Source organism: Candidatus Phyllobacterium onerii, from assembly GCF_028331445.1.
Taxonomy (GTDB): Bacteria; Pseudomonadota; Alphaproteobacteria; order Rhizobiales; family Rhizobiaceae; genus Phyllobacterium; species Phyllobacterium onerii.
In genome coordinates this window covers 101,683-114,125 of record NZ_JAQMHX010000002.1, presented here as the reverse complement: position 1 = coordinate 114,125, position 12,443 = coordinate 101,683, and the positions used below count along the sequence as shown (strand labels likewise).

At 56.4% G+C, this 12,443-nt stretch carries 10 protein-coding genes and 1 pseudogene; 5 read left to right on the top strand and 6 right to left on the bottom strand.

Going from position 1 to position 12,443, the window contains the following annotated elements; all coding sequences use genetic code 11:
- Positions 1-74: 74 nt before the first annotated feature.
- The 4 genes from PHA01_RS06120 (at position 75) to PHA01_RS06105 (ending at position 4,814) form a co-directional block, all read left to right on the top strand.
- The gene (locus PHA01_RS06120; RefSeq protein WP_271894045.1) at positions 75-827 is read left to right on the top strand and encodes an SDR family oxidoreductase; all 753 of its coding nucleotides are present in this window, start codon (positions 75-77) and stop codon (positions 825-827) included.
- Positions 828-1,021: 194 nt separating this feature from the next.
- On the top strand, positions 1,022-1,612 hold the full coding sequence (locus PHA01_RS06115; RefSeq protein WP_271894044.1) for a S1/P1 nuclease: 591 nt from the start codon (positions 1,022-1,024) through the stop codon (positions 1,610-1,612).
- A gap of 8 nt (positions 1,613-1,620) precedes the next feature.
- Positions 1,621-3,486 carry a gluzincin family metallopeptidase gene (locus tag PHA01_RS06110; protein WP_271894043.1) on the top strand — a complete coding sequence of 622 codons (1,866 nt, stop codon included), beginning with the start codon at positions 1,621-1,623 and terminating at the stop codon, positions 3,484-3,486.
- Positions 3,468-4,814, top strand: coding sequence for a ComEC/Rec2 family competence protein (locus PHA01_RS06105; protein ID WP_271894042.1), 1,347 nt, complete (start codon positions 3,468-3,470; stop codon positions 4,812-4,814). Before PHA01_RS06110 ends, PHA01_RS06105 begins: the two co-directional genes overlap by 19 nt.
- Before the next feature lie 417 nt (positions 4,815-5,231).
- Here PHA01_RS06105 and PHA01_RS29340 read toward each other — a convergent pair whose 3' ends face one another.
- From PHA01_RS29340 to PHA01_RS06090, 4 genes are all read right to left on the bottom strand, one after another.
- Positions 5,232-5,489: a helix-turn-helix domain-containing protein gene (locus PHA01_RS29340; protein WP_417020927.1), complete on the bottom strand. Its 258-nt coding sequence runs from the start codon at positions 5,487-5,489 to the stop codon at positions 5,232-5,234.
- Between the two features lie 649 nt (positions 5,490-6,138).
- Entirely contained in the window at positions 6,139-6,768 is a 630-nt protein-coding gene (locus PHA01_RS06100) for a hypothetical protein (protein ID WP_271894040.1), read from the bottom strand.
- Positions 6,769-6,894: 126 nt separating this feature from the next.
- On the bottom strand, positions 6,895-7,131 hold the full coding sequence (locus PHA01_RS06095) for an ATP-binding protein (RefSeq protein WP_271894039.1): 237 nt from the start codon (positions 7,129-7,131) through the stop codon (positions 6,895-6,897).
- A 345-nt stretch (positions 7,132-7,476) separates the two neighbouring features.
- Complete coding sequence (locus PHA01_RS06090) at positions 7,477-9,081, bottom strand: serine hydrolase (protein ID WP_271894038.1); 1,605 nt, start codon at positions 9,079-9,081, stop codon at positions 7,477-7,479.
- Positions 9,082-9,263: 182 nt separating this feature from the next.
- On the opposite strand from PHA01_RS06090, the pseudogene PHA01_RS06085 reads away from it, so the two are divergent.
- A pseudogene (locus PHA01_RS06085) lies at positions 9,264-9,509 on the top strand (cyclophilin-like fold protein); the annotation flags it as partial.
- A 273-nt stretch (positions 9,510-9,782) separates the two neighbouring features.
- Here PHA01_RS06085 and PHA01_RS06080 read toward each other — a convergent pair.
- Positions 9,783-11,609, bottom strand: a complete 1,827-nt coding sequence (locus PHA01_RS06080; protein WP_271894037.1) for a PAS domain S-box protein — start codon at positions 11,607-11,609, stop codon at positions 9,783-9,785.
- Positions 11,610-12,095: 486 nt separating this feature from the next.
- Positions 12,096-12,359 (bottom strand): hypothetical protein, encoded by a 264-nt coding sequence (locus PHA01_RS06075; RefSeq protein WP_271894036.1) that lies wholly within the window; start codon positions 12,357-12,359, stop codon positions 12,096-12,098.
- Between the last annotated feature and the right edge of the window lie 84 nt (positions 12,360-12,443).

Genomic DNA, 12,443 nt, shown 5'->3' with positions numbered 1-12,443 from the left:
GGCGGATCCAATGGTCTGCCGGTCGTCGCTTCGTATCGGGCGCGCCAAGCAACAGCTGCGAGAGGATCAAGTTGATGAGAGTTACGGTTATGGGAGCGACAGGACGCGTCGGGACGCACCTCGTGGAAAAACTTGAACAGGTAGGCGCCGAAGTGGCAGCGGCATCCACTTCCCTCGGAATCAACAGCGTGACGGGGAAAGGTCTCAGGGAAGCTATGACGGGAGCTGATGTTGTCATCGACGTCACCAACGCCGAGTCGTTCGGTGATGACTCGGCCCTGGATTTCTTCAAGACGTCTACCCGGAACTTGTTGGCCGCCTCAGCAGAGACCGGGGTCAGGCACTACGTCGCGCTTTCCGTGGTGGGGACACCTCGCCTTGTCGAGAGCGATTATTTCCGTGCGAAGATGGTGCAGGAAAATCTTATCCGGGCAGCGCGGAGACCCTTCACCATCCTCCATTCCACGCAATTCTTCGAGTTTATCAGCGGCGTGGTCGACATGGGGGCAGAGGAAGATGCCTTTCGGCTCCCGTCGGCATCGGTAAGGCCAATAGCTGCCCACAACGTCGCCGAAATGCTGACAGAATTGGCGAGGGGGGCGGCAAGGAATGGTACCGTGGAGATCAGCGGGCCCGAGCAGTTTGGGCTCGATGAAATTGCTCGTATCCACCTCGCAGCAAACGAAGATACACGCCAGGTCATTACCGACAACAGCGCGCGCTACTACGGCGTTGAATTAAATGACGACACACTGCTTCCACTCAACGACACGCATATTGGTTCGATGCGCTACGGTGACTGGCTGTACCGCTCCATGGCCAGCTAGAAGGTTGACCTTCCAGTCGTATGGCTTGGGCTTCCCTGTCGCGTGGGTACACGGCATCGTTCGTGGGTAATGCCGACTGCGTTCTTCCTCTCCCGGACGACAATCATAACTACCCGCAGTTGCAAGCTGCTTGATCATGACAACCATTTGATGGAGTATTCCAGAGCATGATTTAAGAGAGGAGGGCTTCGGGAATGCGCCGCATTGCATTGACTGTCGCGCTTCTGTTCGCCGCCACGAATGTGGCCTTCGCCTGGGGTCATTCCATCATCGCCGAAATCGCCCAAAGTCGGCTAACCCCTCTGACATTGCAGCGTGTCGCAGACTTGCCTGGCAGCGGCTCGTCGTTGGCCCCAATTGCCAGTTGGGCCGACGACGAACGGGCTCGCGACAAGACCACCACCAGATGGCACTTGGTCGATATCCCTCGAATAGCTCCCGGTTATGATCCCGCGCGCGACTGCGTTCTTGATGCGTCGGATAGTGATTGCATCATCGCCGCTATAAACAGACAGCTCAGTATTGTTGCCTGTCCCTCTCTTCCACTCGAACCACGCCAGCGCGCGCTTGAATTTCTCGTGCATTTCGTGGGTGACCTGCACCAACCTCTGCACGCCATCGGCGAAGAAGGGCGCTTGGTCCCAGCCAATGGTTTGCTCGACGACGACTATCGACGTGAAAATCTTCCAGTTCTTGACACACTACTTAGTCGGGCGGGTTTGCGCCTTGCCAAAACCTTGAACGACGCCTTTGCTAAGGGTGATTGTTCGGCGGAGCAGGCATAGGAGATCTGATGGCGAGAAAAGCCCCGGAAAACAGGCACCGGCTTTCGCCGGAAACGCGCCGGAGGCTCTATGGTGCACGGCGTTTCTTGCCGCTGGAGGTGCAGAAGGACACTGACCTTCGCCTGCAAATCGCTGTCTATTTCAAAGATCCGCTTGTGGCGAAGAACAATCCTGCTGCGGCCATTGATCAGAACTTCTTTGTGCCCTGGGAGCCGGGGTTGCGGGACGGACCGACCAGTGCACGTTTTGCGGTGGTCGATTACGATGCCACCTCCAACACCCTGATGCCGCCGGCTGTCTGGGACAGCAAGGCCAATGCCTTCGTCGCACCGAACGGGCGTCTCCTCGACGAGAACACCAGAAAGCTACCGCAGTTTCGCCAACTCAGCGTGTGGGCAACCGTCCAGCATACGCTCGACTTTTTCGAGAGCGGCTTTGCTCTTGGCCGCCGGATTACCTGGGCTTTCGAAGGCAACCGGCTGATTGTGGTGCCGCATGCCGGCTACGGCGAAAACGCCTATTATGATCGTCAGAGTAAATCGCTGCAATTTTACTGGTTCGACGGGCAGGATGGGCGCATCTTCACCTGCCAGTCCAGCGACATCGTCAATCACGAATTCGGTCACGCGGTTTTGGACGGGTTGAGACCCTGTTACTATGAATCCGTTTTGCCGCAAACGGCAGGCTTCCACGAGTTCGTTGGCGATTTGACCGCTATCCTCATGGCCTTCCGCAACAATGATTTCCGTAAAGCGATGATCAAGGAGAGCGCTGACCTTGCTGGTGGAACGCTGTTGTCATCCTTGGCACAGGAGTTCGGCAATGCGGTCATCGGTCAGCCATATCTGCGCACCGCCGCTAACCAATTGACAATGAGTGACATAAGGAACGATCTCCAGCCTCACCGCATTTCGCAGGTGCTGACGGGAGCCTGTTTCGACATCATGGTCAGGCTTTTCGGCAAGTACAAGGATCGCATGGACCAACGCAATAAGGATAATCCGAAGAGCAAGCCATCACTGCCGAATGCCTTCTGGTACACGATCCAGCGCATGCAGATGATGGCGATACAGCCGCTGGATTTTCTGCCGCCATGCGAAGTTGAGTTCCGTGACTATGCTTTGGCGCTGTTGCGCGCCGAAGAGGTGTCAAATCCAACTGATCCCGATGGCTATCGCGAGATGATGTTCAGTGTATTTGTCGAGCGCGGTATTCTCGATGAAGCGGATCGCGCGTTCCTCCTGGAACCGGACGCTGTCTTCAATCGTCCTGAACTGACCATTTACCATGACATCGACTCGATCGGTGCATCGCGCGGCGGTGCCTATCGTTTTCTCGATGACAATCGTGCCGATCTGTTCATTCCCCTCAACGCCGACCTCATCATCACCGAGATCGTTCGCGCCAAAAAGCTGACGACGGAATCGCGGCAACTCCCCGACCAGATCGTCGTGCAATACATATGGCGGGAAGATGTCGCACTCGAGGGCGAGCGCTTCGGTCGCTTTGCCGATGAGCGAACGAGTATGCTGTGTGGCGCAACGCTCGTCCTGGACCAGAATGGCAACCAGATCCATTGGGCACGCAAACCCGGCAGCGAGGAGCTTGGTAACAGCCCCGGGCAACGCGCCGAGCGCAACGCCGGGCGCAAGCGTCGCGAGGCATTTCTCGATGCTCTGGCAGCACGGATCAAATCAGGCATGATCGGCGAGACCGTCGGCGGCGAGCTTGGTCTCCTGGCCCGAGCCATCCCGCCATTCGGGTTCTACCGCGTCGACGGCGAAGTGCGTTTTCAGCTTTCGCCGCATTTTGCCATTCACGACGATATCGAGGACGACGACATTGGAGGCCGGCAATGGCAGGTAAGCTCCTGATACGCATGTTTGACGTCGGTCTTGGCGACTGCATCTATTGCCGGATTCCGGAAGGGCATGAGGATGGTCGCGATTTTCACATTCTCATCGATTGCGGATCGCTAAGCGGCATGGACTACCTCGCAGCCGCGCTCGAAAAGCTGAAGATCATGCTGCCTGACGATGGAGCCAAGAAGTGGCTTGATCTGCTCATTGTCACGCATCAGCACAAGGACCATATCCTGGGTTTCACGCCGGATCTCTGGGCTGACTTTTCGGTCGGTTCATTGTGGATGAGCGCCGCGATGGATCCCGATCACCCGGAGGCCAAGAACGCCCAACAGCTCCATGCCTTCGCTGGCGGCATGATCAAGCAGGCGCAGCGCCTCAACTTCAGTCCGGAACTGGAAGGTCTCTTCGCGGCCTATGCAGCAACGAACGATGTGGCGATGGAGACATTGCAAAACATCATTCCCGTCAAAAACAACATCAAGCCGGTCTATGTTCATGCTGGCATGGACACCGATGACAAGCTCAAGCTGCCCATGAAAAATGCAGTATTGCGGATCCTTGGACCGGAAAAAGACATTGACCTTTATTATCTGGGCAAATCCGAAAACCCGTCAATGCACGGTTTTATGTCCCTCATGGACGTCGTTGCAAGATCCACGCCGCCGAACACGGCGCCTGCAAAATCAACGTCTCTCCCGACCAATATCGCCACGGCCGATTTCCGGCGGTTGCAGTCTCGAATGCTGTCGACAGCACTCGCCTTCGCCGATCTCGATGGCAAGGTAACGAACAATACCAGCGTCGTTCTGCTCATAGAATGGAAGGGTAAGCGGCTGCTATTTGTCGGCGATGCTGAATGGGACGCGCGTTATGATGAAGGCGAGGCCAACGGTTCGTGGAATGTCATGTGGAACAAGCGACATCCCGTGTTGGCCAAACCGCTGGACTTTCTGAAAATCGGCCATCATGGCAGCGAAAACGCCACACCATGGAATGACAATCTGCTGCGCGACCCCGCCAAGCCAAATGAGCCGCTCGACATTTTGAACGCCATCCTGCCGAAGAATGGTAACCCAATCGCGTCCGCCGGCGTTTCTACCCGGCGGGGTCAATACAAAACCATACCGAAGGCGGATTTGCTCGTGGAGCTCGGCAGCAGGGTTGCGACCAAGCGGGACTATGCCAGGGCGTTCAAAAGCGCCCATATCAATACGTCGCTGATTAACAAGTTCGACGAGTTCGAGCAAACCTGGTTTGCCTCCCCTCAGCCTCTGCGAACGGATTTGGAAGATATGTTGCGCGATCGGGGCTTTATCGATATCGAGATTTCAGCTTGATGGTGTACCTGAAGGCGTTGATGATGAGGCACACAATGGCTCGTCTGGTATCTGCACTTTAGAAAACCGGGTCTGCGGTTAGATTTCGCTCAAGGTGAGCATTTGACGTCAGATCCCCAATAAGCGACCGTCCGGTAAACTATTATCTTGGATTGTTAGGTGGCTAGATAGCGGATGTGCCCATTCTACTCTGCATCAAGGCTATAGCGGCCACTGAATCGACGCCATCAAATGACCGAGATAGGGCCGATTTCCGGTCAGGCAGCTTTCAAGAACAATCCTGCGAAAGCAGTCGTTTAAGTCGGCTGCCGTGATGTCTGAGTCTGACCCAAAGCCGACCTTGCCTCGGCGATCACTGAAAAGAAGGATGATCGGTGACCCTTTCGGCAATTGCCGAGTAGCTTTTCGATATTGGCATCAGCGCCACCGCCGGTGGAAGTGATCACCAAGGAACGCCATAGGGTCCTGCTTAAGCACCTTGCAAAACTGCACCAGAGTAGAGACGGCCATGCGGTTCTTCCCCATCTCGTACTTTTGCACTTGCGAGTGCGAAAAGCCCATAAGTTCGCCAAGCTCTGATTGAGAAAGGCCAGCGGCCAAGCGAACGACCCTCAGCTTTGCGCCAAGGTCTTTATCAATGCTGGCTGCTGCCGATTTACGAGTTAACGTTACCATCCCGCCGAGTGAACCATGCGCCAATTAAATATTGCTAAGTAAAAAGACGCCGCCGGGCTTTAGCCGCGGCGGCGGGAGGCGCGGGACGGGGTGGGCCTTTGCCTGCCGGGATAATTTACGCTTGAACAGAAGACGCGACAATCAGGGGTTTCCCTAAAGCAAAGTCAGAATAGTCCCCTTTCGAAGGGAAAATGAAAAGACCCAGCCCGCATGGCTTGTGGACTCCGCGGCGCTGGGTCGGGACGTTCGCTTGCGACAAACGTCAAAGGACCATTAAAAATCGAGTCGTTACTGATCAACAGCCATTTCAACTTAAGGTTATTGCTGAATAACCATGATGCGCGTCGAACCCCGCGGCCGCTTCACGGTTGTTTGGGTTTCGAACTCATTCGGAGCTGCCCTTGATCCTTCCCGCACATCATGGCTGATACGCTCGGCCCCATACCACCCCCGCCACGAACCGGGCTCCCATTCATCTTTCTGACAGCCGGTACGCCCGCATCAGACTCCCGAATGTCTTTGGAGGCCACAGTGCCGCGTCCGAATCTCCGGCGTGAGCGGCTTTCGCCCTGCTGATGCCGAGTTGCAATTGAATGGCGCTACCGCCGAGGCTCGGCATATCGATTATGACGCTTCACAATATAGGGGATTACCGCAAAAGGCCGTCGCGACTGAACTCCTCCCAGTCGGCCAGATTTGCCGTTGCTCCCTCCAAGCCGGCTTGTGGTGACGACGCAGAATCCGAACGCTTCTTCAACAACCGCGTCAGCTTCGCTTTGTAGGCAGCCCGACGTCGGTTCTCGGACGCCGCCATCGCGTCCTCTTCACGCCATTGATCGACCACGCCTCTGTCGAGGAGGTCTTCGACAACCCTAGGGTCGAAAACGTGAAAGGTGATCTTCCTGGCCCGGCCCGCTAGCCGTACTGTCCGAGTCCCTGCGCTGGGAAGTCGGCCATCGGCGAGCCACCGATGCCTCTCGCTCGGCTTGATGGTCAGGATGTCCTGAATTTCTCGAGGGATCACCGGAAAGTTCTCAATATCCTTCATTCCAGAAGAGACCATGCCCACAGCGGCCTGAAATTCCGGCTTTGCATTGGCTGACATCGCTAGTACGAGTGTCCCGGCGTCGAGGATGAGTGATTTCTTCGATGGCGTCGGGAGCCGTGCCCGGATCTCCAAAAGGATGCCTTTCGCACGCACGGATGATCCGAGCGTCGCCGCCGATGGCAATGTCCAGGTTCTGATGAGCTCGATGTCATTCTTCTCTTCCTTGGGCATGAATCGTAGATAGGTTCCGCGTCCTGGCAAGTCAACGCAAGGGGCAATTCGATGTTCCCGCGAGGGACACGATAGTCACCTCCGCCACATGTTGCGCGGCTGGCAGCTTCGGGCGAGTTCTATCACTCACCCATCATTTGACATCGGCGAGGTCGGCATGAGAAACGTAAACCGGGTTTCCGCATCTGTTGATTGAACAGTCAGGGTTCCGCCATGGGCCTTGCCTATCTCCGAAGCGATGTGGAAGGCCCAGACCTTGCCTTTTGTCCCGAACTTCGCCCCTGGAAAAGGTTGAAAGAGTCGGTCCAGTACTTCAGCCGGGATCGCCGCCCCGGCATTTGAAACAGAGTCCCAAACCATCATTATCGGTCCACGCGTTGAGCCTCGCGGGTTGGCTCAGATCGCCATGGCTAAAAGCATTTCCAAGGATTGGAAACCAGCTGTCCTATACGAACAGGATCGCAATTGATGGACTCGATGACGGAGAAATCTGTCTCAATGATTGCGTCCGGCATGCTCAATTGAAGTTCAGCCATGGTCTCGTGAAAGATGGGGTAATTTTCACTGGGGACAATGTTCGTGGGGATACCGCCGCCACGTCTCTGGTTTCGGCGGGCTTGCCGAGCGCGTGAATGTGGCCGAGGTATAACCTCCATTCAAGCTACGTTCCAGGCGCTTCCAAGATGGCTCTTGGCTGCGGGAGCGAAGCTAAGGCGATGCGGGGCGATCGGTCTCGATGCGAGTCAGCACGCCAAGTCCAAGCTCGTTCAGGTCGTCGATCGTGACCTGGGCCGCCTTTTGATCTGACCCAATTTCGAACGTGACCGCAACGGGCATGGTCGGCATCTCCGCGGATGGCCGGTAGGTGTAAAGGTCTCTGTCAAAATGGCTGAGCGGGAAAACCGACTTGCCTTCGGGCCCAAGGCGAATTTCGAGCGTGCCGTCTTTTTCGGCAACGACTGCTCTGCCAATATAAGGATTGAAGTAGGTACCGGCATAGGCAGACAGCGGCAGCGCTGGCAGCGGGGAGGCGGGCGGTGTCCCGTAATGCTTGATCGCGGCCTCGATCGCCGGTCCAAAGAGCTGCCCGTAGATGTTGTTCCACTCGATAACCCAATCCTTTGTCGTCTTTCCGATCATCACGAGCTCGAAGAACGTGTCGGCAAGACCCTCGGGCACGCCGGTTGGGAAGGCGTTGGTAAGGACAACGATGCCGAGTTCCTCTGTCGGAAGCAAACTGACCACCGTTCGAGCGCCGGTGCTGAAGGCGCCGGCATGGCCCCAAACTTCGCCGTAACGGCCATACTCCACATTCCAGCCAAGTCCGTAGAACGACCATCCGCCGGTCACCGGGTTCTTGCCGCGCGCCACCAGCGGCATATGGGTCTGGCTGATCGCTTCTGCGTCTATCAGGGGCTTGCCATCATAATTGCCATTGGCGAGCTCAAGCCGGATCCATTGAGCGAGATCACTCGCATTGGAGCTGACGCCGCCTGCGGGTGACTGCGCGTCGGGATCGCGTTTGGCCAGCGCGCGCCATTTGCCGTCGAGCGGAACGTGGAGGGTGGCGCGGTTTAATCGCGTCAGGAAATCGGCGTAGCGCGAGCTGGTTGATGACATTCCAAGCGGTTTATAGAGCTTCGCCTCTGCCGCATCCTCCCAGCTCATGCCTGCCGCCTTGGCCACAGCGACCGCGCCCGCTGTAAGGCCGAAATTGCTGTAGGAGTAGCCGGATCGAAAGCTGCTCTCCGGCTTGACCTGGCGGAGCCGTTGAAGAATGGCGTCGCGGTCATAGCCGATCTCTTCGAGTTCGTTTCCGGCCCCTCCGGGGAGGCCGCTGCGGTGAGAGAAGAGATCGCGCACGGTCACTTGTGCCGTCGGATAGGCGTCGTAAAGCTGGAAGGACGGATCGATGTCGACAATCGGTGAATCCCAGCTTGCCACCCCTTCGCTCACAATCGCCGCTACGACGGTCGAGGCCATCGGCTTGGAGAACGAGGCAAGTTGAAACACCGTATCGGCGTCAACCAGATCACTCTTGCCTTCTTCCCTGACGCCGAAGCCCTTCAAGTAGACCACCTCATCCTGATAGACGACGGCAATAGAAATACCCGGAACCCCGCCATTGGCGATGACGTGTTGCGCCGCCTCTTCCAACTTTGGCAAAGCTGCCAAGATCTTGTCTTTTGTGGCGTGCTCGAAGGACTGGCCCTGGCTGGCAATTGGCGCAATGCCCACCAACACTACCCCAAAGAGAAGTTGCAGGCACAAAACGCGGATATACCTGGGATATCGCTTTGCAGCTTCGGTCATCTCCATTCCCCTCGCATGGTGATGGCCTAACGATACACGAACTGTGTAATGCTTGCTCGACTTTCCTTCGCGATGAACCTCGAGGTTTTACTGTTATCGAGATCGCAGACGCGGCCATACAGTTTAAGGAACAGATGGAATCCTCGTGCACCACACTCCGGCAGGCTAATTTATTCATGGCGGAGATGTATCGCTGCAACGATCGTGGCTATGTTGAAAATCTCCCCCGTAAGCTGACGGAGGACGCGAGTGGTCCATTGGGCAACGAGGCGCCAGGCGACCTCTGCTGCTTCTCGCCGTGGGGCAATCTCGCAATGTTCTACGCCGACTACAGCTATTCCGGTGGGCTGATCCGGCTCGGACGCTTCGATTTCGAGGCGTTGCTTGTGCGCGGGACGTTTCCCTTGACCATCGAACGGATCATCTGAACGCATTGTCTGGGCGAGAAGGAATGTACCAAATAGCGAAGATTCGAACTGAGCTTCCTCCAAATCGAGGCCGCGCGATGACCACGACGCAGGTTGATGAGCATTAAAACTTATAACAGAAGGTGGCCGCACGATGAGCTGCGGTGTCCGCTTATAGGGACGGACGGAGCCCCCATAAATGACGATTTGAGGTCGTTAAGCGGAAATGATTTCCGCTGTGAGCGGCTGGCCGCCACCACCGAATGGAGGGCCGACCTTCTATGCGATTGACGGTTAGTTGTTATCGGCCGCCCACTCGGCGCTCAGCGACGCCTGGACATGACATCGAAATCCGGAAGGAGCGTAGATCATCTCAACCTGGCCGCCGCGCTCTGCCGACAAGAGCCCCTGGATCAATCGCGAGCCAAATCCTCTGCGTGTCGGCGAAGCGACGGGAGGCCCTCCGCTTTCGACCCAGTCTAACAGCAGCTTCCGTTCCCCGGTCCGCACCACCGACCAAGCGACGCTCACCTGTCCAGTGTCCGTCGACAACGGTCCATATTTTGCAGCGTTGGTGGAGAGTTCATGTAGGATGAGTGACAGTGCGACCACCAGTTTCGGCGGAGCGGAAATTTCGGGACCTTCGATCTGAAAACGATCGGAGGGGTAAGGCGCGACTGCTTCGCGGACGAGGCGTTCCAAACTGGCACTCTGCCAGTCGCCATGGGTGAGGAGATCGTGCGCTCGAGCCAGCGATTGCAAACGCGCCTCGAATGTGGCGCTGGCAAGTTCGAGGTCGGTCGCTTTACCAAAGGTCTGCCTCGCAATGGCAGTGACGGTCGCCAACACATTTTTGACGCGGTGGTTTAGTTCGGCGATGAGAACGTTTTTCGTTCGCTCGGCTTCAATGCGCACGCTGATGTCTCGGGCATTTTTCGAAGCCCCAACGATGCGGCCATAAGCATCGTAGATGGGCGAAACGGATAACGAAACGTGAACCTCGCGGCCGCTCTTGTGACGTCGGACGGTATCGTGCGGATCAACTCGCTCCCCAGCCTTGATGCGGTCGATGATACGTCTTTCCTCATCGATCCGATCGTTCGGTATGAGGATGGTAACGGACTTGCCCAGAACTTCATCAGCCATGTATCCGTAGACCTTCTCCGCTCCGCGGTTCCAATCCGTTATCATCATGTTTAGGTCAATTCCAAGGATGGCATCTTCCGACGATGAGATTATCGCTGCCAAGCGTCGTTCGACTTCTAATGCACGACGACGTGCGGTGATATCGACGACCACCGCGACGGCTTCCCGGACCCTGCCATCGGGATCCTTCACGGCTGAGACATGATTGGAAACCCAGATCGGAGTGCCGTCTTTCCGTACATAGCGCTTTTCAATCACGAAGCTCTTGCCCTCCACACCAAGGTTCCGAACTTGCGCCATGTCCTCGGGCAGATCTTCAGGGTGGGTTATGTCCTTCAGCGTTAGCGTCAGCAATTCCTCTCGCGTATAGCCGACAATTTGGCAAAATCCTGGATTTATGAACGATAGGTGTCCTTGCAGATCAGTTTGGATGACACCAACCATCGTGTGCTCGATCATTGAGCGTAGGCGCTCCTCGCTTCTACGGAGCGCGACCTCGTAACCCACCCGATCGGTCGTCTCGTTGACGATGCAGAAAACCGCGAGCACTTTTCCATCGGCGTCAAAGATGGGCGAATAGGAAATGTCGAAATACACCGTTTCCGGCACCGGACGCTCGATGTAGAATGGCCTGTCCTTTGCCGTAACAGTTTCGCCGTTCTCGAGTACGCGGCGAAGCATCGGCTCGAGGTCTTCCCAAAGCTCGGCCCAGTTTTCTTTCGCGGGTCTTCCGAGGGCGGCTGGGTGTTTGGTGCCAATGCTGGGGGAATAGGCATCGTTGTAGATCGCAACGAAATCCGGGCCGCAAAATATGACAATCTGCGCCTGGGACGGCAACGCAAGATCAACTGCGCACTTCAGCGGGATCGGCCACGAGGATATTGGACCGAGGCTTGTGGTCGCCCAGTCGTAGTCGCGAATGAGCTCCGCCATGTTGTTGTCTTCGCGTGTCACGTCTGTGCGGTCGTGGAGCATCCTGCCTCCGTGGGGTCTCTATTTATCTGAGGGATAGACCCCTCGGAAGTCAATAATCAAACGATCGCACATCGGCCACAACGAGCACGGGGAACCCTTCTGACCATCTGCCCCGCGAACCGGCGCGACAAGTACCTATCGGTCTTCATGCGAGAGCGGTGACAGCGGCCCACTAAGGCTGCAACTCCCAGAAGGTGGCTGTTTCTTGGCCAACCAGTGAGCCCCAACTCTGTTACTCGCGTGCCTTTAGCTTCATACCTTCATTGACAGTGCTGATGATACCCAAACTCGGCGACGCTGTGGAGGCCGCGCTTGATCGACCATTCGAATAAGTGACCGCTTTTGGCAAAGTCAGGCGCTCTCTGAAACGGCGAAAATGCGGGCGCTTTGCCGTCCGGCAGCTACCGACCTATTTCGACCTGTGGCGCCGCCACCGTGCCTCCCTGCCATTTCTGTGGCATGATCGGATCCGTGGTCAGATGCTTTCTAGTACATCGTTCGCTTGTAGTCCTCCTCCAACCCCACATCGATCCTTCGCATCTCTTCCTCCCCCGGTGCCTTGATCAACGACGGCATCCAAGTCCGCTCAATGACGTTCAAAGCAAATATTTCAAGAGGTTGGCGATAGATGCTGCGGTTCGTATCGCTCGTCTTTCTGGCGTCATACCGGTCATGGTCAAGACGCATGGTATTCTGGTCAACTTTCTGCATGTCGGACTGATTGACAGTGACCAGTGGGTTCAACGTCACACTTTGAATCCGCACCAGCCATACACCATGATTTGTCTGCGCATGTTCTTTTCCCTGTCCCCGAACATGAATATACGTTTTCAC

What these genes read in the sequence shown, in the direction of transcription:
- PHA01_RS06080 (WP_271894037.1), bottom strand. Translation starts at nt 11,609, where the DNA reads ATGCTCCACGACCGCACAGACGTGACACGCGAAGACAACAACATGGCG.
- PHA01_RS06110 (WP_271894043.1), top strand. Translation starts at nt 1,621, where the DNA reads ATGGCGAGAAAAGCCCCGGAAAACAGGCACCGGCTTTCGCCGGAAACG.
- PHA01_RS06115 (WP_271894044.1), top strand. Translation starts at nt 1,022, where the DNA reads ATGCGCCGCATTGCATTGACTGTCGCGCTTCTGTTCGCCGCCACGAAT.
- PHA01_RS06100 (WP_271894040.1), bottom strand. Translation starts at nt 6,768, where the DNA reads ATGCCCAAGGAAGAGAAGAATGACATCGAGCTCATCAGAACCTGGACA.
- PHA01_RS06095 (WP_271894039.1), bottom strand. Translation starts at nt 7,131, where the DNA reads ATGATGGTTTGGGACTCTGTTTCAAATGCCGGGGCGGCGATCCCGGCT.
- PHA01_RS06090 (WP_271894038.1), bottom strand. Translation starts at nt 9,081, where the DNA reads ATGACCGAAGCTGCAAAGCGATATCCCAGGTATATCCGCGTTTTGTGC.
- PHA01_RS06105 (WP_271894042.1), top strand. Translation starts at nt 3,468, where the DNA reads ATGGCAGGTAAGCTCCTGATACGCATGTTTGACGTCGGTCTTGGCGAC.
- PHA01_RS06120 (WP_271894045.1), top strand. Translation starts at nt 75, where the DNA reads ATGAGAGTTACGGTTATGGGAGCGACAGGACGCGTCGGGACGCACCTC.
- PHA01_RS29340 (WP_417020927.1), bottom strand. Translation starts at nt 5,489, where the DNA reads ATGGTAACGTTAACTCGTAAATCGGCAGCAGCCAGCATTGATAAAGAC.